23 protein-coding genes and 1 tRNA gene are annotated in these 21,311 nt (G+C 66.5%); 12 read left to right on the top strand and 12 right to left on the bottom strand.

Going from position 1 to position 21,311, the window contains the following annotated elements; translation table 11 throughout:
* Window positions 1-69 precede the first annotated feature (69 nt).
* On the top strand, window positions 70-984 hold the full coding sequence (locus ACSVDM_RS16960) for a LysR family transcriptional regulator (protein WP_439266067.1): 915 nt from the start codon (window positions 70-72) through the stop codon (window positions 982-984).
* Between the two features lie 156 nt (window positions 985-1,140).
* Here the strand turns inward: ACSVDM_RS16960 and ACSVDM_RS16965 are convergent, their stop codons facing one another.
* Entirely contained in the window at window positions 1,141-2,976 is a 1,836-nt protein-coding gene (locus ACSVDM_RS16965) for an acyl-CoA dehydrogenase (RefSeq protein ID WP_439266121.1), read from the bottom strand.
* A 233-nt stretch (window positions 2,977-3,209) separates the two neighbouring features.
* Between ACSVDM_RS16965 and ACSVDM_RS16970 the strand changes: the two genes are divergently transcribed.
* Window positions 3,210-3,803, top strand: a complete 594-nt coding sequence (locus ACSVDM_RS16970; RefSeq protein ID WP_067497124.1) for an alpha/beta hydrolase family protein — start codon at window positions 3,210-3,212, stop codon at window positions 3,801-3,803.
* 34 nt (window positions 3,804-3,837) lie between these two features.
* On the top strand, window positions 3,838-4,302 hold the full coding sequence (locus tag ACSVDM_RS16975) for a flavodoxin family protein (protein WP_439266070.1): 465 nt from the start codon (window positions 3,838-3,840) through the stop codon (window positions 4,300-4,302).
* Here the strand turns inward: ACSVDM_RS16975 and ACSVDM_RS16980 are convergent.
* The 3 genes from ACSVDM_RS16980 to ACSVDM_RS16990 all read right to left on the bottom strand — a co-directional run bounded on the left by ACSVDM_RS16980 (window position 4,282) and on the right by ACSVDM_RS16990 (window position 7,033).
* Window positions 4,282-4,938 (bottom strand): class I SAM-dependent methyltransferase, encoded by a 657-nt coding sequence (locus tag ACSVDM_RS16980; protein ID WP_439266072.1) that lies wholly within the window; start codon window positions 4,936-4,938, stop codon window positions 4,282-4,284. The genes ACSVDM_RS16975 and ACSVDM_RS16980 overlap by 21 nt on opposite strands.
* A gap of 101 nt (window positions 4,939-5,039) precedes the next feature.
* Window positions 5,040-6,119 (bottom strand): DUF4185 domain-containing protein, encoded by a 1,080-nt coding sequence (locus tag ACSVDM_RS16985; RefSeq protein WP_439266123.1) that lies wholly within the window; start codon window positions 6,117-6,119, stop codon window positions 5,040-5,042.
* 170 nt (window positions 6,120-6,289) lie between these two features.
* Window positions 6,290-7,033 (bottom strand): crotonase/enoyl-CoA hydratase family protein, encoded by a 744-nt coding sequence (locus tag ACSVDM_RS16990; protein WP_067643741.1) that lies wholly within the window; start codon window positions 7,031-7,033, stop codon window positions 6,290-6,292.
* A gap of 114 nt (window positions 7,034-7,147) precedes the next feature.
* Here ACSVDM_RS16990 and ACSVDM_RS16995 point away from each other — a divergent pair, with 114 nt between their 5' ends.
* From ACSVDM_RS16995 to ACSVDM_RS17005, 3 genes are all read left to right on the top strand, one after another.
* Complete coding sequence (locus tag ACSVDM_RS16995) at window positions 7,148-7,459, top strand: hypothetical protein (RefSeq protein WP_067497116.1); 312 nt, start codon at window positions 7,148-7,150, stop codon at window positions 7,457-7,459.
* A gap of 124 nt (window positions 7,460-7,583) precedes the next feature.
* Entirely contained in the window at window positions 7,584-8,198 is a 615-nt protein-coding gene (locus ACSVDM_RS17000; RefSeq protein WP_439266075.1) for an NADPH-dependent FMN reductase, read from the top strand.
* A 5-nt stretch (window positions 8,199-8,203) separates the two neighbouring features.
* On the top strand, window positions 8,204-9,646 hold the full coding sequence (locus ACSVDM_RS17005; protein WP_439266077.1) for a DHA2 family efflux MFS transporter permease subunit: 1,443 nt from the start codon (window positions 8,204-8,206) through the stop codon (window positions 9,644-9,646).
* A gap of 90 nt (window positions 9,647-9,736) precedes the next feature.
* Here the strand turns inward: ACSVDM_RS17005 and ACSVDM_RS17010 are convergent, their stop codons facing one another.
* Window positions 9,737-10,237 carry a hypothetical protein gene (locus ACSVDM_RS17010; protein WP_439266079.1) on the bottom strand — a complete coding sequence of 167 codons (501 nt, stop codon included), beginning with the start codon at window positions 10,235-10,237 and terminating at the stop codon, window positions 9,737-9,739.
* 134 nt (window positions 10,238-10,371) lie between these two features.
* Here ACSVDM_RS17010 and ACSVDM_RS17015 point away from each other — a divergent pair, with 134 nt between their 5' ends.
* A complete protein-coding gene (locus ACSVDM_RS17015) occupies window positions 10,372-10,821 on the top strand; it encodes a hypothetical protein (RefSeq protein ID WP_439266081.1) in 450 nt (149 codons plus the stop codon).
* 18 nt (window positions 10,822-10,839) lie between these two features.
* Here ACSVDM_RS17015 and ACSVDM_RS17020 read toward each other — a convergent pair.
* A tRNA-Gly gene (locus ACSVDM_RS17020) sits at window positions 10,840-10,910 on the bottom strand.
* Between the two features lie 99 nt (window positions 10,911-11,009).
* Between ACSVDM_RS17020 and dcd the strand changes: the two genes are divergently transcribed.
* Window positions 11,010-11,609, top strand: a complete 600-nt coding sequence (gene dcd / locus ACSVDM_RS17025) for a dCTP deaminase (RefSeq protein ID WP_067497111.1) — start codon at window positions 11,010-11,012, stop codon at window positions 11,607-11,609.
* Here dcd and ACSVDM_RS17030 read toward each other — a convergent pair.
* Window positions 11,522-12,034, bottom strand: a complete 513-nt coding sequence (locus tag ACSVDM_RS17030) for a hypothetical protein (RefSeq protein ID WP_439266083.1) — start codon at window positions 12,032-12,034, stop codon at window positions 11,522-11,524. The genes dcd and ACSVDM_RS17030 overlap by 88 nt on opposite strands.
* A 203-nt stretch (window positions 12,035-12,237) precedes the next feature.
* Here ACSVDM_RS17030 and ACSVDM_RS17035 point away from each other — a divergent pair, with 203 nt between their 5' ends.
* From ACSVDM_RS17035 to ACSVDM_RS17045, 3 genes are all read left to right on the top strand, one after another.
* Window positions 12,238-13,497 carry an XRE family transcriptional regulator gene (locus tag ACSVDM_RS17035; protein WP_439266085.1) on the top strand — a complete coding sequence of 420 codons (1,260 nt, stop codon included), beginning with the start codon at window positions 12,238-12,240 and terminating at the stop codon, window positions 13,495-13,497.
* Between the two features lie 24 nt (window positions 13,498-13,521).
* Window positions 13,522-14,775, top strand: a complete 1,254-nt coding sequence (locus ACSVDM_RS17040) for a pyridoxal phosphate-dependent aminotransferase (protein WP_439266087.1) — start codon at window positions 13,522-13,524, stop codon at window positions 14,773-14,775.
* Window positions 14,776-15,202: 427 nt separating this feature from the next.
* The gene (locus ACSVDM_RS17045; protein ID WP_439266089.1) at window positions 15,203-16,477 is read left to right on the top strand and encodes a YibE/F family protein; all 1,275 of its coding nucleotides are present in this window, start codon (window positions 15,203-15,205) and stop codon (window positions 16,475-16,477) included.
* A gap of 1 nt (window position 16,478) precedes the next feature.
* Here the strand turns inward: ACSVDM_RS17045 and ACSVDM_RS17050 are convergent, their stop codons facing one another.
* From ACSVDM_RS17050 to ACSVDM_RS17060, 3 genes are all read right to left on the bottom strand, one after another.
* Window positions 16,479-17,816 (bottom strand): Hsp70 family protein, encoded by a 1,338-nt coding sequence (locus ACSVDM_RS17050; RefSeq protein ID WP_439266091.1) that lies wholly within the window; start codon window positions 17,814-17,816, stop codon window positions 16,479-16,481.
* 67 nt (window positions 17,817-17,883) lie between these two features.
* A complete protein-coding gene (locus ACSVDM_RS17055; protein ID WP_067497104.1) occupies window positions 17,884-19,206 on the bottom strand; it encodes a UDP-glucose dehydrogenase family protein in 1,323 nt (440 codons plus the stop codon).
* Window positions 19,207-19,384: 178 nt separating this feature from the next.
* Complete coding sequence (locus tag ACSVDM_RS17060; protein ID WP_439266094.1) at window positions 19,385-20,083, bottom strand: hypothetical protein; 699 nt, start codon at window positions 20,081-20,083, stop codon at window positions 19,385-19,387.
* Between the two features lie 182 nt (window positions 20,084-20,265).
* Here ACSVDM_RS17060 and ACSVDM_RS17065 point away from each other — a divergent pair, with 182 nt between their 5' ends.
* Window positions 20,266-20,784 (top strand): YdcF family protein, encoded by a 519-nt coding sequence (locus tag ACSVDM_RS17065; RefSeq protein ID WP_439266096.1) that lies wholly within the window; start codon window positions 20,266-20,268, stop codon window positions 20,782-20,784.
* Window position 20,785: 1 nt separating this feature from the next.
* Here ACSVDM_RS17065 and ACSVDM_RS17070 read toward each other — a convergent pair whose 3' ends face one another.
* On the bottom strand, window positions 20,786-20,971 hold the full coding sequence (locus ACSVDM_RS17070) for a PIN domain-containing protein (RefSeq protein ID WP_439266098.1): 186 nt from the start codon (window positions 20,969-20,971) through the stop codon (window positions 20,786-20,788).
* A 34-nt stretch (window positions 20,972-21,005) separates the two neighbouring features.
* On the bottom strand, window positions 21,006-21,206 hold the full coding sequence (locus tag ACSVDM_RS17075) for a type II toxin-antitoxin system VapB family antitoxin (protein WP_225281502.1): 201 nt from the start codon (window positions 21,204-21,206) through the stop codon (window positions 21,006-21,008).
* Window positions 21,207-21,311: the final 105 nt, after the last annotated feature.

Here is a 21,311-nt window from a genome sequence, read left to right on the forward strand (position 1 = left end):
GATTTCAGACTGCCGGTCGCGTTCACGTGCATCAACGGCCGTCGCCGACATGGTCGATTAGCGGGAGTTATGGAACGGCAGGAGATCGAGATCTTCCTGGCCCTGTGCGAGGAACTGCACTTCGGACGGGCCGCCGAACGGCTGTATCTGACGCAGGCGCGGGTCAGCCAAACCATCAAGAAGCTCGAACGACACTTCGGCGCACAGCTTTTCGAACGCACCAGCCGCCAGGTGCGGCTCACGCCGGTCGGCCGGATACTGCGCGACGACCTGCTCCCGATCCGCACGCAGCTGAACCGGGCCATCGAACGCGCGCAGGCGGCGGCACGCAGCGTGGAAGGGACGCTGCGCGTGGGCTACCTCGGCGGTTTGGCGGCGAGCCTGCTGGTCGACACCGTCCTGGAGTTCCGCAACCGCCATCCCGAATGCGAGGTACACGCCCGCGAGGTCCACCTGGGCGATGTCTTCGGCCCGCTGCGCCGCGACGAACTCGACCTGGTCATCAGCCACTCTCCGGTCGGCGAGAACGACCTGGTCGCCGGTCCGGTCCTGCTCACCGAGCCCACGGGCCTGGTGGTTCCGCGCGATCACGCCCTCGCCCGCAGAAGTTCGATCGACAGCACCACCGCGGGCGCCGAAGTGATCGCCATCGGCGGGCCCGCAGGCGCCTACTGGCACCGCTACCTCGACGAAACCTGGCACATCAGCCCGGCAGGCCCGAACGGTGCCCAAACCTTCGAAGACGTACTGACCGCCGTCGCTTTCGGCGCCGGCGTCCACCCGGCTGGAGCCCACGCCGAGCGGCACTACCCCCGGCGAGGAACGGTATACGTCCCGTTCAGCGACGGACAGGGCCACGTGTGGCGCCCGGTATGGATGCCCGGCGCGGAAACGGCGCGCTTACGAGCCTTCGTGCAGATGCTCCTTGAGACGGTCGAGCAGCGCGGCGCCGAACACTACTTCGCACCGGACCGCACCGAATAGAAAACGGCCCGGAGCAAAAGCTCCGGGCCGTTCAACAGATCTCGCAAGCACATGGGTAACTCACCGGGTACTGGCTAACTCACCCACGACCTCCGTCTGGCCGCCAACGCATCTCGCCCAGCACCTGAGTCTGGCCAAAATACGCGGGGAGGCGGGTTAGAAGGCGGCTTCGTGCAGTTCCATGATGTCGTTGTCCAGCGTGGTGAGGATCTGACGGGTGGCGGTCAGCTCCGGCAGGACGTTGCGGGCGAAGAACTGGGCCGAGGCGACCTTGCCGGTGTAGAACGGCACGTCGGAACCGGTGGCGCCGTTGTCGAGGGCGGCCAGGGCGATCTCGGCCTGGTTCAGCAGCATCCAGCCGATGAACAGGTCGCCGACGGCCATCAGGAAGCGGACCGAACCCAGGCCGACCTTGTACAGCTCGGACGGCTGCTCCTGGGCACCCATCAGGTGGCCGGTCAGGGTGGCGGCCATGGCCTGCACGTCCTCGAGCGCGGTGGCGAGCAGCTTGCGCTCACCCTTGAGGCGCTCGTTGGCGTTGTCGGCGTCCAGGAACTTCTGGATCTGGCCCGCCACGTGGGCCAGGGCCACACCGCGGTCGCGGGCGATCTTGCGGAAGAAGAAGTCCTGCGCCTGAATGGCGGTGGTGCCCTCGTACAGCGAGTCGATCTTCGCGTCGCGGATGTACTGCTCGATCGGGTAGTCCTGCAGGAAGCCCGAGCCTCCGAAGGTCTGCAGCGAATCGGTCAGGTACTGGTAGGCGCGCTCGGAACCGACACCCTTGACGATCGGGAGCAGCAGGTCGTTCACGCGGAACGCGACGTCCTTGTCGGCACCCGAGACGGCCTCGGCGATCTCCGGGTTCTGGTGCGCGGCGGTGTAGAGGTAGATGGCGCGCAGGCCCTCGGCGTAGGCCTTCTGCATGGCCAGCGCGCGACGCACGTCCGGGTGGTGGGTGATGGTCACACGCGGCGCGGTCTTGTCGGTCATCTGGGTGAGGTCGGCACCCTGCACGCGGGTCTTGGCGTACTCGAGCGCGTTCAGGTAACCGGTCGACAGGGTCGCGATGGCCTTGGTGCCCACCATCATTCGCGCGTTCTCGATGACGTCGAACATCTGGGCGATGCCGTTGTGCACCTCGCCGACCAGCCAGCCCTTGGCGGGCACGCCGTGGCCACCGAAGGTCAGCTCGCAGGTGGCCGAGGCCTTGATGCCCATCTTGTGCTCGACGTTGGTGACGAACACACCGTTGCGGTCGCCGAAGGTCTCGGTCTCGAAGTCGAAGTGGGTCTTCGGGACGTAGAACAGCGACAGGCCCTTGGTGCCCGGTCCGGCGCCCTCGGGGCGGGCCAGCACCAGGTGCATGATGTTCTCGAACATGTCGTCGGAGTCGGCCGAGGTGATGAAGCGCTTCACACCCTCGATGTGCCAGGAGCCGTCCTCCTGCTTGATCGCCTTGGTGCGGCCGGCGCCGACGTCGGAGCCCGCGTCGGGCTCGGTCAGCACCATGGTGGCGCCCCAGTTGCGGTCGGCGATCTTCTTCGCCCATTCCTTCTGCTCATCGGTGCCGTTGTTGTAGAACACCTGGGCGAAGCCCGCGCCTGCGGCGTACATCTGGATCGGCGGGTTGGCGCCGAGCACCATCTCGGCAAGGGCCCAGCCGATGACCGACGGGGCACCGAGGCCACCGAGCTCCTCGCGCAGCGGAACCTTGACCCACTCGCCGTCCTCGAGCGCCTTGTAGGACTTCTTGAAGGACTCGGGGATGGTGACGGTGTGGGTGTTCGGGTCGAAGACCGGCGGGTTGCGGTCGGCGTCGGCGAACGAGTCGGCCAGCGGGCCCTCGGCCAGGCGGCGGACCTCGGAGAGCATTTCCTTGACGGTGTCGGTGTCGAGGTCGCCGAAGGCGCCCGCGTCGAGCACCTTGCCGACGCCGAGAACCTCGAAGAGGTTGAACTCGAGGTCGCGAACGTTTGCCTTGTAGTGGCCCATGTGAGTACTCACTCTCCGTTGAGTTCTGGTGCGGTCGGTTGTGTGCCGTTCCCGCCCGTCAGGTCGTCCACCGGGTAGCTGACCGGTTTTCCGCATGCTACTCGCGGGTAACTTATTGACCATATTACCGATGGGTAAGGCTCTCGGCAAAGGGGTTCGCACGCAATGTGACGTGAAAAACACGCGCGCGTGCCGGGACGTTGCTCGCGGCGACCGCGGGGCTACCGTGAGGTGTGCGCATCGAGACGTCAGCCGGACCGGCCGAGATCGAGCTCGACGAGGTGGCCGACCCGGCATTCCTGCTGGTGATGACCCATGGGGCGGGCGGCGGCGTCGATGCGAAAGACATTCTCACCGTGCGTGATTCGGCCCTCGCCGCCGGTGCCGCGGTAGCCCGTGTGGTGCAGCCGTACCGGGTTGCCGGGCGGCGGGCGCCGGGCAATGCGGTGGCCCAGGACCAGGCATGGGTCGAGATCGTCACGGCGTTGCGCGATCGGTTCCCCGGTGTGTCGCTCGTCCAGGGCGGCCGGAGCAATGGTGCGCGGGTGGCGTGCCGGACCGCCGTCGAACTGGGCGCGCGCGGGGTGATCGCCCTGTCTTTCCCGCTGCACCCGCCCGGAAAGCCCGAGAAGTCCCGGCGCGACGAGCTGGTGTCGGTGGGCGACGCGCAGGTGGTCGTCATCAACGGTGGCAGCGACCCCTTCGGGATCCCCGACCCGGCCGATGCCGCCGAGGTTCGCGTCATTCCCAAACAACCTCACTCCTTCCGCACCGGATTCGACGTGATCGCGGCGACAGTGCAACCGTGGTTCGGCCGGTGGAGTTAGGCTTTCGGCACATCGGACCAGGTAGGGGGAGCCAATGAAAGCGCTCATCGTGTGCACGTCCAAAGCGCTCGGCAATACCAGGAAGGTCGCCGACGCCATCGGCTCGGTGCTCGACGCGCGTGTGGTGGATCCGGCCGAGATCAGCGCCGCCGAACTGGGTGATTACGACCTGATCGGGTTCGGGTCGGGGGTGTACTGGATGTCGCTCGACGCCCGGCTGCGCGCCTTCGTCGACGCGCTGCCCGCCGGCCAGAACCGCGACGCTTTCATCTTCGCGACCAGCGGGCTGCCCGAGCTGCGTGTGCGTCCGTACCTGCGCAATCTCGGTGATCAGCTCGAAGACAAAGGATTCGAGCTGGTGGGCGGGTTCTCCTGCCGTGGGCTCGACACCATGGGACCGCTCGCGCTGATGGGCGGGCTCAACAAGGGTCGGCCGAGCGCGGACGATCTGGCCTCGGCCAGGGCTTTCGCCGAGCAGCTACGCGGTCGGTTCGACTGACTCGGCCACGACAAGAGCGTCGATGGCATCGGCGCCCTCGGTGGGGCGGAACACCTCGCGGGCGGCGGTGATGGTGACGCCGGTGCCGTCGAGATCGGCGCGGATGTCGTCGGGAGCGAACAGGATCGTCGGATCCTGAGGGCCGCCGTAACCGTCGGTGATGTTGCGCGTGGCGTGGCCCAAAACCAGCAGCATGCCGCCGGGGGCGAGCATCGACGCGAGTTGGTGAAGGAGTTGGCGGCGTTCCTGCGGTGGCAGGTGGACGAAGACCATCAGGATCAGTTCGAACGGACCGCTGACGCCCGCCGCATCGAGGTCGGTGATGTCGGCGCAGGTCCACTCGACGCGCGAACGTACCGAACGCGACAGGCGCGCGGCGACCGTTCGCCCCTTGTCGATACCCACCTGGGCGAAGTCGACGGCCTGCACCTGCCAGCCATGGGTGGCCAGCCACAGCGCGTGACGGCCTTCACCGCAGGCCAGGTCGAGGGCGCGCATCGGGGCGGCGGTGCCGTCGGCTTGCAGCGGGAGCCTGCGGTCGAGGCCGTGGACGTATTCGACGACCGTGCTGTTGGGCGGTGCGCCCCAGACCAATTCGCTGCGGGCATAGCGTGCGTCCCACTCCGCCGCGTCCATGCTGTTCCGCCTCCCCGCGAATTCTGGCCAGACTCGGGTGCGTTCTCGGTTGCGACGCGGCTGGCGGGATGTCGCTGTCATGGTAGCCCGTGATCGAACTGTCAGAGGGATGTGCGCATCAGGATGACGTTGTACTGGGTGTGGACGGTGGTGAGGAAATAGAGGTCGCGGCCGGTCTGGTACGGGAAGATCTGTGGGGCGTAGGCGGTGGGGAGTTCGCGGGCATCGATGAGGACTTCGGGCGGGCTCCACGGGCCTTCCGGTGACGGTGCGCGGCGCAGCACCACCGAATTGGCGGGGTCGGTGGTGAGGGAGACGAACTGGCCGAGGTGCTCGTTGTACATCACCGACAGTTCGGCTGCCCCGGCCATGATGGGGGCCGCGGCGTTCGCGTCGCCGCGCTTCCAGCCGCCGCCGTCCCAGTACTCGTAGGCGTCCAGGTTCTCGATCTCGCCCTCGGGTACGCGGGCGAGGAAGGCTTCGTTGTCGCGGCCCGGCGGGGTGCCGAATTCGTAGACGAAGCCGCCGTCCTTCAGGAAGGCATTCATCTGGAACTTGTGGTGGCCGTTGTCGTTCGGTCTCCGGGTATGGGCAAGGTCCGCCCATGTCTCGCCGTTGTCCGACGACACGGCCAACCCCGCATAGTTCGTGGTCCACTCGCCGGGTGCGTCCCAGCTGCGCACCGACATCAACGACATGTACTGCACGCCGCCGACCGACACGCCCGCCGTGGGGATCCGGCTGATCTCCTCGCCGTCCTTCGGGCTGAAGACGAGTTCGCGGGCCTGGCCGATACCGTCGCGCACCACACTGTGGAAATGGATGCCCTCGGCCGGGTTGCGGCTGAAACTGCGGGCCAGGAAGTTCGAACGCCAAGCCCACTTGCTGTCGCGCAACAGGTTCGGGAGGCCGACGCCCGCGGTGTCACCGAACGCGGTGAGCATCTCGCCGCGCCCGTTGTCCCACATGATCCCCAGGTCGGTGCCGAGGACGTTGTAGGTGTGGGTGGCGTTCGGGCTCGCCATGCCGGTCACCTGGAACACGGCCTGCGCCCGGCCGTGCAGGACCGGCAGGCCGTAGGTGCCGTTGAGGACCGGGATCGGGTTGATGGCGTTCGGGTCGGCCGCGGCGGGCGCCGTCCCGACGAGCAGTACCGCCGCGGCCCCCGCCAATACGGTCATTGCGAGCGAGCCGGATTCGTTCACGTCAGCCTCCGGGCACACGGGAATAAGCGCACCTGTTTGATTCGGTGCACTTTTTCCGTCGGATTGGTGAACTGAAACTAACAGCCGGACGCGGGCCGAAGTACTGTGAGGCGACCTAGTGTTGGGGTGGCGTTTACTTGTCCCCGTCAGCGAATAATTGCCTTACGGAGCAGCAGGGGAATTTGTGCGGCACGCTCGGCGGCGAAACTGCCGCGTGCGGGCCGGTGCCAGGACCGGTCGAACAGGCGCTTGGCGGCGGCGACCGCGCGGGGGTCGCGGGCCGCGATCCGATCGGCCAGGGACTCGGCGGCGGCCACCGGACTGTCGGCGATATCGGTGACCAGACCGATCCTTCTGGCGTGATCGGCGTCGACGCGTTCGGCGGTCATGGTGAGCAGTAGAGCCTGATCGATGCCGATGAGCTGCGACAACGACGCGGTGCCCGACATGTCGGGAATGAGGCCGTGCGCGGCTTCCATCACCGAGAACTCGGCGTCCGGAGCGGCGATGCGGAAGTCGGCGGCGAGGGCGAGTTGCAGTCCGCCGCCGAAGCAGCGGCCGTGCACCGCGGCGATCACCGGGACGTCGAGGCGACGCCATGCCCAGCAGGCTTCCTGAAAAGTATTGGTGCCCCGCCACGGTCGCGGCAGGAATTCCCGCACAATGGCGATCGGGTCGCGGGTCGCGGCGGCTATATCGAGTCCGCTACTGAAACTCGGGCCGTTACCTGTCACGATAACCGCGCGAATTTCCTTGTGCCCGGACACCGCGTCGGCCGCCGTGACCAGGTCACGCAACATTTCCAGCGTCAGTCCATTGTGTTTCGCCGGACGATTCAGCGTGACATAAGCGCGTGCGTTCTCGAACCGCAGATCGATGTGCTCTCCCATGACCCGATCTTACTCGTGAGTCAGTTCGAGGGTGTGGCCCATCCGCCGCCGTTCGGGCATGATCCAACTCGGCCACGCATCGGCCGATGCGTGTCGACCGGGAGGACACACAGAGTGCGGATCTGTCTGATCGCCGCAGCGCTCATCGCGCTGCCGGCACTGTCGGCCTGCGGCAGCGAAGAGCCTGCGGTAACCCAGGCGGAACTGTCGAAATCCCTGCAGGACAAGGGTTTGAAGGACGTGTCGCTCGCCGACTGCGCCGCCCAGGTCTTCCTCGACTCGGGCATGTCCCAAGACGGCCTGCGCGTGATGGTCGCCAACGGCCAGGCCGGCGACCAGGCCAAGGAGCTCAACGAGGAAGACGCGGCCAAAGTGGGTGCGGCTCAAGCGAAGATCGCCGCCGAGTGCGTGAAGCTGGGCGGCTGAACAACCCGAGCAAGGTGGGGTGGTCGGGTATGGCCCCGATCACACGGGGTTGACCTGAATTTTAGTTGAGGTTGGAGGCTGTGGGCAGCGCCAAGGCGGCGCGATTGTCCAGAGGAGGGGCCTCATGAGCAACCACGTCGATATCGAAGGGTCGCAGGGCGGGGCTGTCGCGGCTCCGCTGCGGGTTGCGGTAGTCATCGGCAGTACGCGGGAGGGTCGATTCGGCACGACCATTGCGGACTGGTTCGTCGGTCGGCTGCGGCGACAAGACACTCTCGAGGTCCAGATCGTCGATACCCGGGAGGTCGCGCTGTCGCATGCCTTCGGTGCGGCTACCGATCACAAATCACGAGCTGAGACCGCTGAAAAGCTTTCCCGTGCTGATGCTTTCGTGGTGGTGACGCCAGAGTACAACCACAGCTACCCGGGTGCGCTGAAGAATCTGATCGACGAGCATCACGTCGAATGGCAGGCCAAGCCGGTGGGTTTCGTCTCCTACGGCGGGATCTCCGGTGGGCTGCGCGCGGTGGAACATCTGCGGCCAGTCTTCGCCGAACTGCATGCCGTCACCATCCGTGACACGGTCAGCTTCGCGAATCCGTGGCGTCGATTCGATGACGCGGGTGAGCTGGCCGATCCGTCCGACGCGGTCACCGCCACCAAGACCATGCTGAAGCAATTGACTTGGTGGGGTGAGGCATTGCGTACCGCCCGTGCCGCGAACCCGTACGGGGCGTGAGGGTCGTGACCACTACCGCGAAGGCTGCAGCGCCCGTCGCTGCCCGCAATCCGATGACCATCGCCCTGGTGCTAGTGCTCGGCACGATCATGGCCACGCTGGACCAGACCATCGTCAATGTCTCGATCAACACGCTGTCCGCGGAATTCGACGCGGGCCTGAACACCATCCAGTGGGTGGCGACCGGTTACTCGCTCGCGCTCGGCGCCGTGGTGCCCGCCTCGGCGTGGCTGGTCGGCCGGTTCGGTGCCAAACGGCTGTACCTGACTGCGGTCGCCGCGTTCGCGATCGGTTCCGTGCTGGCCGGGGTGGCGTGGAACATGGAGTCGCTCATTGCTTTCCGGGTCGTGCAGGGCGCCAGTGGCGGGCTGCTCATGCCGGTCGCGATGACGATCCTGCTGCGCGCGGCCGGGCCGGACGGGCTCGGGCGGCTGATGAGCACCCTTGGTCTGGCCATTCTGGTCGGCCCCTTGCTCGGGCCCGTGATCGGCGGCTACCTTATCGATGAGGTGTCGTGGCGGTGGATGTTCTTCATCAACCTGCCGATGGGTGTGCTGGTGCTGGTCCTGGCCGCGCGGATAGTGCCCGACGATCTGCCGGAACCTCGGCACGCACTCGACCTGCCCGGGCTCCTGTTGATGTCGCCAGGTCTGGCCCTGCTGATCTACGGGGTTACCGCGGCCGGTGAGCAGGCCGGATTCGCCACGCCCGCCGTGCTTGTCCCGCTGGTGGCCGGGGCCGTGCTCATCGCCGCCTTCGTGCGACGGTCCCTCACCACCGAGAATCCGCTGCTGAATCTGCGGGTCCTCGGCAACCGGATCAGCGGCCCCGCCGCGCTGCTGCTTGCCCTGTTCGCCGGCGGCTACTTCGGCTCGATGCTGTTGCTGCCCTTGTATTTCCAAGTCGTCCGTGGCGAATCCGCGCTGGTGGCAGGCGCGCTGGGCATCCCGTTCGCGCTGGCCTCCGGTCTCACCATGCAGGTGGCGGGCCGGTTGATCGATCGGATTCCGCCCGGCCGCTACCTGCCGCTATCGATCACGGTGGCACTCACCGGTTTCGTACTGTTCATCGTCCAGCTGGACGCGGACGCGTCGTACTGGGCACTCGGCGCGAGCATGCTGCTCATGGGCGCCGGTGGCGGCGGCACCATGATGCCGGTCATGACCACCGCCACCCGGTCCCTGAGCCGCGCGGATCAGCCTGCGGGCTCGACGGTGCTGAACATGATCAGCACCACGGCCCTGGCGGTCGGCACCGCGGTCTCCTCGGTCACCCTCGGCGCACTGCTCCCGGTGACCGGCGGGCTGCAAGCCCTGCACGACATGGCTCCGACCCAGCGCACCGAACTCGCTCCCGCCCTGGCCGAAGCGTTCCAGCACACCTATCTGATCGCTCCGATCATGATCGCCCTCGCATTGATCCCGGCCTTGCTGCTACCACGCCGGTGATCATCGCCGGTGTCGAGCATCCCGCCGCGGCCTGCGCGATTCCCGCAGGTCGCGGCAGCAGCGGACGGACCTACTCACCTGAGTGCTCGATCATGAGAATCCCTGCACTTCCAGGTACCAGATTGTTTGTTCGCCGCCAATCCCCTTGGTCACAGCCGACTTCGGACTCACGAGGGAGTCCGAAGTGGCGTAGGTCAGCCTCTTGACAATCGGGCCCCGTTCCCTGTCGTCGTAGGCAAGGACCACTTTGCCGGCATGTACGAACACCTGCGTCGTAGATTCGGAGTGGGTGTGCAACCCGGTCCATTTCGCTCCGTCGGTCCCCAACGCCCGATTGAGTTCGTCGCTGGTGTTGGGGGAGCTGAAGCTGTACATGCGGTCCCACGGACCGATCTGAGCGCCGGATGACGCGACGATATCGCCCAATCGTGCGCTTCGCTTTTCTTCCAAGAGCCGAGCGAAAGCTGCTGTCAATGCGGGACTTCCGTCCTGGACGGCGATTTGTTCACCGCCCGAGGAACTACATCCGGCGACCGGGGTGATGGCTACCGACGCCAGCAACAGGCAACTCATCCATTTACGAGCACGCACCGATACTCCTTCGAGGTTTCGACCCCAGCCGAGCCCGAGCCGTTCGGGAGACGGCTCGTCGGTTGCGGAGACGTGGTGGTCGAGTCGGGCGGAGGGCATCCGCCTGGAGAACCAATTTGACTACCATGCCAGTCATGTCGTCATCGAGCCTCTGGGCGCGCGTCTTCTCCGGGCTCGGGGCCTCTGTCGCCGCTGTTCTGGTTTTGGTCTACTCGTTCCTGCTGCTGGTCGAAGGCATGCCTGACGAGGAGGTTTCGGCGGGTAGCCATGCTCTGCTCGTCACCAAGCTGGTCGTCGCGGGTCTCGCGGGTGTGGCTTTGATCGTTGGCGTCGCGAGTGGGTGGAGGTGGGCGATCCTCGGCGGTTGTTTGATGTTCGCCGTCGATTTCGCACTTTGGCTCGTGTGGTACTCGGGAGTTTTCAGGCTGCCGAGCTACGAGCATCCCGAGCCCGGCCCGGTCGCGCAACCACCGGTGTTCTGGCTCGTGCTGGTCACCGTCTGGGGCGTGTTCCCTGGTCTGCTCGCGGTGCTCGCGTGGCGGGGGCGGCACAAAAAAGCCTCCCCGGATCTAGGTCTGACCTAGCTCGCGAGGAGGCGGGAGAGCCGATGACGGGAATCGAACCCGCGCTACCTGCTTGGGAAGCAGGAGTTCTACCATTGAACTACATCGGCAGTTGTGCGATCGCGACTCTATCAGAACTGGCGTGCGGGGATGCAAGTCTTCGGGGGCTCGGTCGGGTGGTGGGGGCGTCACCTGCTTAAACTGGGCCGGTGCTGCTCTCCGATCGTGACATTCGCGCCGAGATCGCCGCTGGGCGGCTCGGGGTCGAGCCGATGCTCGAGTCGATGGTTCAGCCGTCGAGTATCGATGTTCGGCTCGACGGGCTGTTCCGGGTGTTCGACAACAGCCGGTACACCCATATCGATCCGGCCCAGCAGCAGGACGAGCTGACCAGCCTGGTCGAGCCGAAGCCGGGGGAGCCGTTCGTGCTGCATCCGGGGGAGTTCGTGCTGGGGTCGACGCTGGAGATGTGCACGTTGCCCGACGACCTGGCCGGGCGGTTGGAGGGCAAGTCGAGTCTGGGCAGGCTCGGGTTGCTGACGCATTCGACGGCGGGGTTCATCGACCCGGGGTTCAGCGGGCACATCACGCTCGAGCTGTCGAATGTGGCGAATCTGCCGATCACGCTGTGGCCGGGGATGAAGATCGGGCAGCTGTGCCTGATCCGGTTGACGAGTCCGGCCGAGCATCCGTACGGGAGTGCGGCGGCCGGGTCGAAGTATCAGGGCCAGCGGGGGCCGACGCCGTCGCGGTCGTACCTGAATTTCCCCCTGTCGCCCGATTCGCTCAACGCGGTCGAGACGCGCTGAGGACCGACTTCCAGCGCGATCCGCAGCACGTTCGTGAGCGGCGGGAACACGTCGCCGGGGCACGGCGGGCGCACCCAGTGGCAGCCCTCGCGGCTCCAGCGGCCGAGGCTGGTCGGGAGCATCACGGCGCTGCCGATGCCGGGGACGTCGATATCGAGGCCCGACAGTTCGGCGGCGAGATCGTCGGTGGGTCTGGCATCGGGTGTGGCGAGCACGCTCCAGCGGATCTGACGGGCGAGCACGGGACCTTCCGTCCGTTGCTCACGCAACCGCGCGAACACCTTCTCGGCGCGTGCGGTCGGCAGATGGACCACACACAGCCGATCGGTGATCGGCAACATCACGAAGCCACCACGCTCGCGCACGGGCAGCCCGAATTCGCGCTGGTAGCAACGCACCCAGTCATCGACAGTCCTGGCTTCCACCCCTTCAGGATCGCCCCGCACGGCGGTCGGTGACCACTGCCCCGCACCGCCCTTTCGCTGCCTCAGACAACCGATTCGGCGAACATGTGGTGTGTCTCACTGTCGCGCTCGTACTCTGGAAGATGTTGTCCATCGGATGAGGTGACGTCGTGGTCGGGGAGTGGACGGGTAGAGAGGCCAGAGCTCTTCGCGATGCCAAACGAATGAGCATCCGGGAGTTCGCGGCTCATCTGGGCGTGCACGAACGGCTGGTGTCGAAATGGGAAGCCGGTGGGTCGCGGGTGAAGCCGCGGCCGGTGAACCAGGCGGCACTCGATACGTCGCTGGCCCGCTCCGACGAGGTGGTCCGCGCCAGATTCACGGCGCTGCTCGCCCCGGCGGGCGAGACCGACCTGCTCGCCTTCGTCGACGCGGGGGTAAGCAAAAGCGCTGTGCCCGAGTTGATGTCGGAGAGGGAGTTGATCATGGCGGCTGCGCACGAGGCCAGCGAACACGCGGCCGCCGCGGAGAGCACCAATGTCGGACCGACAACGTTGGCCCAGCTCGATGCCGACGTGCGACGGATCGCCGCCGAATACGTCTATGCCGCACCGGCTCCCATGATGGTGGAGATGCTGCGGGTGCGGCGGCGGGTGTACCGGCTGCTCGACGGGCAGCAGAAACCGGTGGACACCTCGCACCTGTATTTACTGGCGGGCACCCTGTCCGGCTTGCTCGCCAACGCGAGCACCGACCTCGGCTACCTCGATGCCGCGGGCGAACAGATCAGGGCCGCTTGGGCTTACGCCGAACTCAGCGGGCACAACGGGTTGCGGGCATGGACGCGCGGCATGCACGCGCTGATCGAGAACTGGTCGGATCGCCCACGCAACGCCGTCCAATTAGCGCGTGGTGGACAGGAATTCGCGCCGGGCGGATTGGCCCGCGTGCGGTTGCTCAATATCGAGGCGCGAGTGTGGGCGCGGCTGGGGAACGACTCCGAGACCGACCGATGCCTACGCACGGCCGAGTCGGTCGATCCGGACCGGCGCGAGGAACTGCACGACGAGATCGGCGGGGTCTTCGGCTTCCCGACGGCCAAGGCCGCCTACTACGCGGGCGCCACCTGCATCCAGCTCGGCCGTGCCGAACAGGCGCTCGCGGCCACCGAACGCGCGATCGCGCTGTACTCGAGCGGACCGCCGCTGCAGCGTTCCTACGGTGCCGAGTCGCTGGCGCGCGTCGACAACGCGGCCGCGCACCTCATCAACGGAAGTATCGACGGTGCGGCCGACGCGCTGCGTCCGGTGCTCGGCCTGCCGGAGGACCGGCGCATCGCTCAGCTGGGCGAACGGCTGGTCGGTCTGCGCCGCCGGATCGCCGCCCCGAACTACCGCAATGCGGTCGAAGCGCGTGGGCTCGACGAGCGCATCGAGGAGTTCTGCCTGGAAACGGCGGCTCAGGCGGGCAAACCCCGGCTGTGAATGTTGTCGGCAACCATCCCTAACATGGGGTGGGTGAGTCCACAGCATCCGCATGTCGCCCCGCGCGTCCTCGAGCAGTCGAAGAAACTGCAGGACGTGGTCTACGAGATCCGTGGGCCGGTACACGCGCAGGCAGCACGCCTGGAGGCCGAGGGCCATCGCATCCTCAAGCTCAACATCGGCAACCCGGCCCCGTTCGGGTTCGAGGCGCCCGACGTGATCATGCGCGACATGATCGCGGCGCTGCCGTACGCGCAGGGGTACTCCGAGTCCAAGGGCATCCTGTCGGCGCGGCGCGCGATCGTCACCCGCTACGAGCTGGTGCCGGGCTTCCCCGAGCTCGACGTGGACGACGTCTACCTGGGCAACGGCGTGTCGGAGCTCATCACCGTCACCATGCAGGCGCTGCTCGACAACGGTGACGAGGTGCTCATCCCGGCGCCGGACTACCCGCTGTGGACGGCCATGACCAGCCTCGCCGGCGGCACCCCGGTGCACTACCTGTGTGACGAGGAGAACGGCTGGCAGCCCGATATCGCCGATATCGAATCGAAGATCACCGACCGCACCAAGGCGCTGCTGGTGATCAACCCGAACAACCCGACCGGCGCGGTGTACTCGGTGGAGGTGCTGCAGCAGATCGTCGACCTGGCGCGCAAGCATCGGTTGCTGCTGCTCGCCGACGAGATCTACGACAAGATCCTCTACGACGACGCCAAGCACATCTCGCTGGCCTCGCTGGCTCCCGACCTGCTGTGCCTGACGTTCAACGGCCTGTCCAAGGCCTACCGGGTGGCCGGGTACCGCTCGGGCTGGCTGGCGATCACCGGGCCAAAGGACCACGCGGCCGGATTCCTCGAGGGGATCGATCTGCTCGCCTCGTCCCGGTTGTGCCCGAATGTGCCCGCTCAGCACGCCATCCAGGTGGCGCTGGGCGGCCATCAGAGCATCGAGGACCTGATCCTGCCCGGCGGACGCTTGCTCGAGCAGCGCGATGTGGCGTGGGAGCGGCTGAACATGATCCCCGGTGTGTCGTGTGTGAAGCCGCGCGGCGCGCTGTACGCCTTCCCCCGTCTGGATCCGAATGTGCACGAGATCCACGACGACGGGAAGCTTGTGCTCGATCTGTTGTTACAAGAGAAGATCCTCATGGTGCAGGGCACGGGCTTCAACTGGCCCGCCACCGACCACCTGCGGATCGTGACGCTGCCGTGGGCGCGGGACCTCGCGGTGGCGATCGAAAGGTTCGGTAACTTCCTGTCCAGTTACCGACAGTGAGTGTCACTGTGTCAGGGGCCTTGACGGGGACGGCACAGGGTTAGACCGGCTGAAACCAACTCGGGGTTGGGAAATCTGGGGATTTTGAAGATGCACTAGCGCAAAAGTCCAACTTTTGTGTACAGTGGGCATCGGCGCTTCGGCGCCCCGGCCCGGTCGTCTACCCCCCCTGGACGACCGAGAGCCCTAGGTACGCGCGCCTACCCCCCTGGGCGCCTGCCTGAGGGCGGCGGAGACAACCCCCTGCTCTCCGCCGCCCTGTACCGGGGGTGAGTACATGGGTAACTCATCGGGAACGGGCTGACGTACCGACCGCCATGGTCTGGCCGCCCGGATAAATCTCCCCGCATCTAGATCTGGCAAGAAGTTCTCGGAGTGGCGGGTCAGCAAGTCGTTCTTGAAAACGGATTCCCTTAAGCTCTCTCGGGTGAGCGATCATCATCACCACCATCACCACGATCATTCGGGGCCCATCGCTATCGGGGCTACCGCGGCCAAGGTTGTTGTCGGGCTGTTGGCGGTTATCGGGGTGGCGGTGTTGATTGCTACCGCGCTGTTGTGGCCGAGTAAGCCCGAGATCGATATTCCCGCGCCGATGGGGACCGTCAGTGGTGGGGCGGTGCAGACCGAGGCCGGGACCGTCGTCATGCAGGAAGTCGGGCTGTGCGGGAGCCCCTCGCACGGGAAGGCGTTTCCCGACAAGCCGGTGCAGCCGCAGGTGGGGTACTCCTGCCAGCGCAGCATCATCGACATCCGGTCGGGGCCCGACGAGGGCAAGAAGACGCTGTTCGAAATCGCGCCGGGGCCGGGACAACCCGATCTGCGGGTGGGCGACGAGATCCGGATCGTGCGCGCGGCCGACCCGAGCGGCGGAACCATCTACGGGTTCGAGGACTACTCGCGCGGGTTGCCGCTGACATTGATCGTGATCGCGTTCGTCGCGGTGATCTGCATCGTCGCGCGGTGGCGCGGGTTCCGGGCGCTCGTCGGGCTGTGTTTCGCCTTCGGCGTCGTGGTGATCTTCCTGCTGCCGGCGCTGCTCGACGGGAAACCGGCGATCCCGGTCGCGCTCGTATCGGGAGCGCTGATCCTCTACGTGGTGCTCTACCTCGCGCACGGACTGAATCTGCGGACCAGTTCGGCCCTGCTCGGCACGCTGGCATCGATGCTCGTGGCGGCGGCATTGTCGTGGCTGACGTTGAAGGTCACCCACCTCACCGGGCTGTCCGAAGAACAGAACACCAACGTGGCCACCTACATTCAGCACGTCAGCATCACCGGGCTGCTGCTCGCGGGATTCATCATCGGCTCGCTCGGCGTGCTCAACGACGTCACCATCACCCAGGCTTCGGCCGCCTTCGAACTCGCCGCACTCGACGAAGGGGCCTCGCGGCGCGAGATCTTCACCGCAGCCATGCGCGTCGGCCGCGACCACATCGCCAGCACCGTCTACACCCTCGTGCTCGCCTACGCCGGTGGCGCGCTACCGCTGCTGCTGCTGTTCAGCGTCGCCGGACGATCCATCACCGATGTGCTCACCGGGGACGCCGTCGCTATCGAGATCACCCGATCCGCGGTCGGCGGTATCGCCCTCGCCCTGTCGGTGCCGTTGACCACCGGCATCGCGGTGCTGCTCGCCCGCCCCTTCGGGGCGCAGAAGGCGACCGCCGCGCCGCCTCGCGCCCGGCACGCCAGGAACTGAACTACCGCCCGGGCGGCGGCATACCGGGCAACACCACCGGCGGCAACGTCGGCACGACGATCGGCGGCAGGCCCGGCACCACGGTGAAGGTGTTGGGGCCCTGCGTCGGCGCCGGTTCCTCCGTCGGGGTATTCGGCGGAAGCTGGACGGGCGGAGCCGCCACTGTGCCGTGCACCGCTTCGGTGGTCGACGGCGGCGCCGTGGTCGGTACGGTCGAGCGCGGCGTCGAACTGGCCGGTACCGCCTGCGAACCGTCGCTGGAATTACCGCTCTCGAGCACCTCGGGGCCGTAGCCGAGGCCGATACCGATCGCCGCGACCACCGCAAGCGAACTCACCGTGAGCACCGCGCCGTTCAACTCCCGGCGACTGTGGCCGCGACCGGTCAGCGCGGCGAGCGGACGCCTGCCACGGGTCGGGGCGGTGAGCCAGGCGGGCGTCACATCGTCGAGCTGCTCGATGGGTGCGATCGGCAGCGCGACCGGCGCCTGCGCCACCTGTGCGGGCCTGGCCAGCAATGCGGCACCGCGCGCCAACGCCGTCTCCGGTTCGACCGGAACGATCACCGGAACCCCGATCGTGCGCTCGAGCACCCGTGCGATCAGCGGAATCCGGGCGCCGCCACCGATCACCAGCACCGCCTGTACCGGATGCTGGGCCCGGATGATGACATCGCGGGTCATCCGCGCCGACGACTCGATCGCCAGCATCATCAGCGCTTCGAAGTTCTCCTGGGTGAGCAGCACCAGCCCCTGCTCACTGGGCAGCGCTACCGCGTTGCTGCTCGACAGCTGCTCCTTGGCCGCCCGGCACAACGCGTCGAGCGCGGCCAGGCCGGCCGGATCGGCGGGGTGGGCGATCCGGCCCGACGCGATCTGCTGCTCGCGGATCAGCGAATCGAGGTAGTCGCCGCTGATGTCGCTGATGCGTTCACACTGGTGCACATCGCTGGTTCGCGCGTCGACCACGCTCACCGTGAGACCGGAACTGCCCAGGTCGTAGACGGCCAGCGTGGACACTTCACGCAGGTCGGCGGTGGCGTGCGCGAAATGCACGGCGGCAACGGCTTCGGGAATCAGCTGATAGTTGGTGAGCTGTCTGCGGGCCATGGCGGCGCGGATGGCACGAGCCTGCGGTTCGCTGCGGAAGGTGACGGTGGTCGCCGCGACCTCGGGGCCCGCGGCGAGGGTGGCCGCGATCGCGTCGGCCGCCGATTCTTCCGCGTGTTGTTCGGGGACCGGAAGGGTATGCACCTGAAAGGAATTCGGTGCACCACCGGGCTGCGGGCGCGCCAGGCGCACCGTCGCCGCTCCGACGGAAACTCCCAAAACCGCACTCATCAGCTGCCCATCTCGTTGCACGACATGCGGAGCCTGCACAACCTGCCAGCCCCCGCCCGCCGTAACTCTACGGGGTGCCGAGTCCGGCGTACACCCACCCGGCATCACGCCAGGCGTGACGATCCAGACAATTGCGACCGTCGATGATCGAACGGGAACGCACCACCGGTTCCAGATCGGCGGGCGTCAAATCCGTGAATTCATTCCATTCGGTAAGGACCAGAACCACATCGGCGCGATCACACGCCTCGGCGACGGATGTCGCGTAGTTCAGCGTGGGGAAGACGCGACGCGAATTCTCCACCGCTTTCGGGTCGTACACGGTGACCACGGCGCCGTGCAGCTGGATCATCCCGGCCACGTTGAGCGCGGGCGAATCGCGCACGTCATCGGACTCCGGCTTGAACGCCGCGCCGAGCACGGCGACGTTCGCGCCGAGCAGGGAACCACCGCAGGCGCGGGCGGCCATGTCGACCACTTTGGTGCGGCGGCGCATATTGATGTTGTCGACCTCGCGCAAGAATGCGACCGCATGATCGGCGCCGAGTTCGCCCGAACGGGCCATGAAAGCGCGAATGTCCTTCGGTAAGCAGCCGCCGCCGAAACCCAGTCCGGCATTGAGGAATCGGCGGCCGATGCGCGCGTCGTAACCGAGCGCGTCGGCGAGCATCGTGACATCGGCGCCGGTTGCCTCACAGACTTCGGAAACGGCGTTGATGAACGAAATCTTTGTGGCCAGAAAGGCATTCGCCGAAACTTTCACCAATTCGGCGGTGGCCAAATCGGTGAGCAGGAAAGGAATTTCGGCATCGATGAGATCGGCGTAGATGTCGCGAATGTGTTGTTCGACCCAATCGGCGCGCTCACGGGTGCGGTCGAGGCCGAGGACGAGGCGGTCGGGGCGCAGGGTGTCCTGCACCGCGAAGCCCTCGCGCAGGAACTCGGGGTTCCAGGCCACCTCCACGTCGACGTCGGTGAGTGCGCGGGCCCGGACACCGAGGGCGGCGGCGGTTCCCACCGGGACGGTCGACTTGCCGACGATCATCGCCGGACGTTCCAGCATCGGGACGAGGGTGTCGACCACGGCGTGCACATACTTCAGGTCGGCGCCGTACTCACCCTTCTTCTGTGGTGTGCCGACACCGAGGAAGTGGACATCGGCGTGCGCGGCCGCGTCCTCGTAGTCGGTGGTGAACCGCAGCCTGCCCGCCGCGAGGTTGCGTTGCAGCACCTCGTCCAGCCCCGGTTCGTAGAACGGCACCACCCCGTCGGCCAGTTTGGCCACCTTGCCGGGATCGACATCGACCCCGACCACATCGTGCCCAAGTTCGGCCATACACGCTGCGTGCGTGGCCCCCAGGTACCCCGTTCCGAAGACTGTGCATCGCATACTCTCGTTGGTAAGCGGCGCGCGTGGCTACGCCGCGTCAGCGAGGCAAGGGCGGGCGCAACATCTGGTGTACAGGGGGGAACGTGAGTTCGTCCCGCCGTTGTACGGGGCTTCTACCTGCGGTGATATGTCGCTGCTGTGTGCATGGTTCGGTTCGGGGGCGTGCATCGAGCAGTGGCTAGCTCGGTTTGTGGTGCTCGGCCAGGAGCCTGATGAGGGTCATGACCAAGCCGAGGTTGCGGATCTCGTCCAGTCCGATCAGGGGAATGGACTTTCGCGAGCGGGTGTAGAACCAGAGCATGCCGTCGGCCGCGGTCGCTTTCACGAGGTCGGACCAGGCCCGTGACTTCGAGCCCACGTGCAGCTCGGTGGCGCTGATCGCGATCTTGTGGAAGTCCAGGGTCTTGCCGCGCTGTAGGTCGGCCCAGGCATCGGGGAGCTGGGTGCGGGCGATGCCCGCCTGCACCTCGGGTCCCCACACGCCTTCGAAGACGAACGGGGCGCCGCGCTGGATATCGGTGACGCGTCGACCCTCGAGGCGCGGGGTGGTGACGTGGGCGCCGCGGCCGATCGCGAACGCGCGACGGTCGTCTCCGACGAGCACCCATCTGCTGTCGGTGAGACCGCCGTTGATGGAGCGGTTGTAGTTCCAGACCGAGGTCGAGCGCCAGGCGAAGGCGGTGGGTGAGTGGTCGCCGGTGAAGGCCAGACCGTCCTCGTAGACGTAGAGGCGGGCGTTGTTCAGGCGGGTGAATACCCAGCGTTGATACGGGCCGAAGACCTCACGTAGTGCGCCTAGGTTATGTTGTGCCGCAAGCTCTTCGATCGCGGCCGGTGTTGCTTCGCGTTTTTGTATGCCGCGCAGCTCTGTTCCCACGGATTCCCCCCCAGTGTCACCAATGCTGCTGTGCAGCACGATGTTTGGTCCTGTCGCACAACTTATCCGGGATCCGGGCGCTCGGCCAGTGGTGTTGCCTCGGTCGGGTGGGTGCTCGGTCGGTGTTGCTCGACGCGGGGTCGGCCGGGCTCGGTGACCGGATGGGGGCATACCATCGGCGGATGCGCCGCAAGGTGGTGGTGGGTTGTGTGGTCGCCGTGGTGTTGTTCGGGGTGGTGCTGTGGCCGGTGTACGGGCGGCCGCAGACGGATGAGCCGCGGCGTGCGGATGCGATTTTGGTGCTCGGTGGGGCGCATGACGGGCGTGAAGAGCTCGGGTTGCGGTTGGCCGCAGAGGGATTCGCGCCGCGGGTGTTGATATCGGATCCGTATGAGCGCAGTGCGATGGTGAATCGGATCTGCCACGGGGGTTACTCGTTCGAGGTGATCTGTTTCGATCCGAGTCCGCGGACCACACTCGGCGAAGGCCGCGCCCTCGCCCGTCTCGGTGCCGACTGGGATCGCGTCATCGTCGTCACCTTCACACCCCACATCTCCCGCGCCCGCTACATCCTCGGCAAATGCTGGCCCGGCGAACTCCTCTTCGTCGACCCACGCCCCCACCTCTCACCCGCCCGCTGGGCCTGGGACTACGTCTACCAATCCGCGGGCTACGTCAAGGCCTGGTTCGCCGACTGCTGAATCAACTGGTCGACAGCCGGTGATGCGGCTGACCTGTTACCTCGGCGATCGTCTGATAGTCGTTGTCCACATGCATCACGGTCGCTCCGTGGGCCTCCGCTGTCGCTGCGATGATCAAGTCCGGGATAGGAATTCGATGTGCACCGCGTTCGGCCAGCAGACCTTGCACGGCAAGTGCGCGATCCATTACTTTTCCTCGGTGACCGGCAGCCACATCGTCCTCAGCGCCAGGCCCCCTGCATTCCCTCCGGTGACAGGTCGGTGCCGGTATCGCGCAGATGCTGGAGCATCTTCGCCACGGCACGTCGGTTCGCGACCTCGCGTAGTGCGGCATTGACCGTCGCCACCTTGGTCTTCGTGCCCAACTCTTCAGCGGCCAGGCTCAAGGCATGGTCGTCGATGTCGATCAAGGTTCGAGACATACAGCAACCTCCGGATATGCAGTGTCTTCATAAACAGCAGTGAGGCGCGGATTCTTGGAATCTGCGGACTCGGTCGCGGAGTCCGCGGCCGGGGCGGCGGGGGCC

Source organism: Nocardia sp. JW2 (assembly GCF_051843015.1).
Classification (GTDB): Bacteria; Actinomycetota; Actinomycetes; order Mycobacteriales; family Mycobacteriaceae; genus Nocardia; species Nocardia coubleae.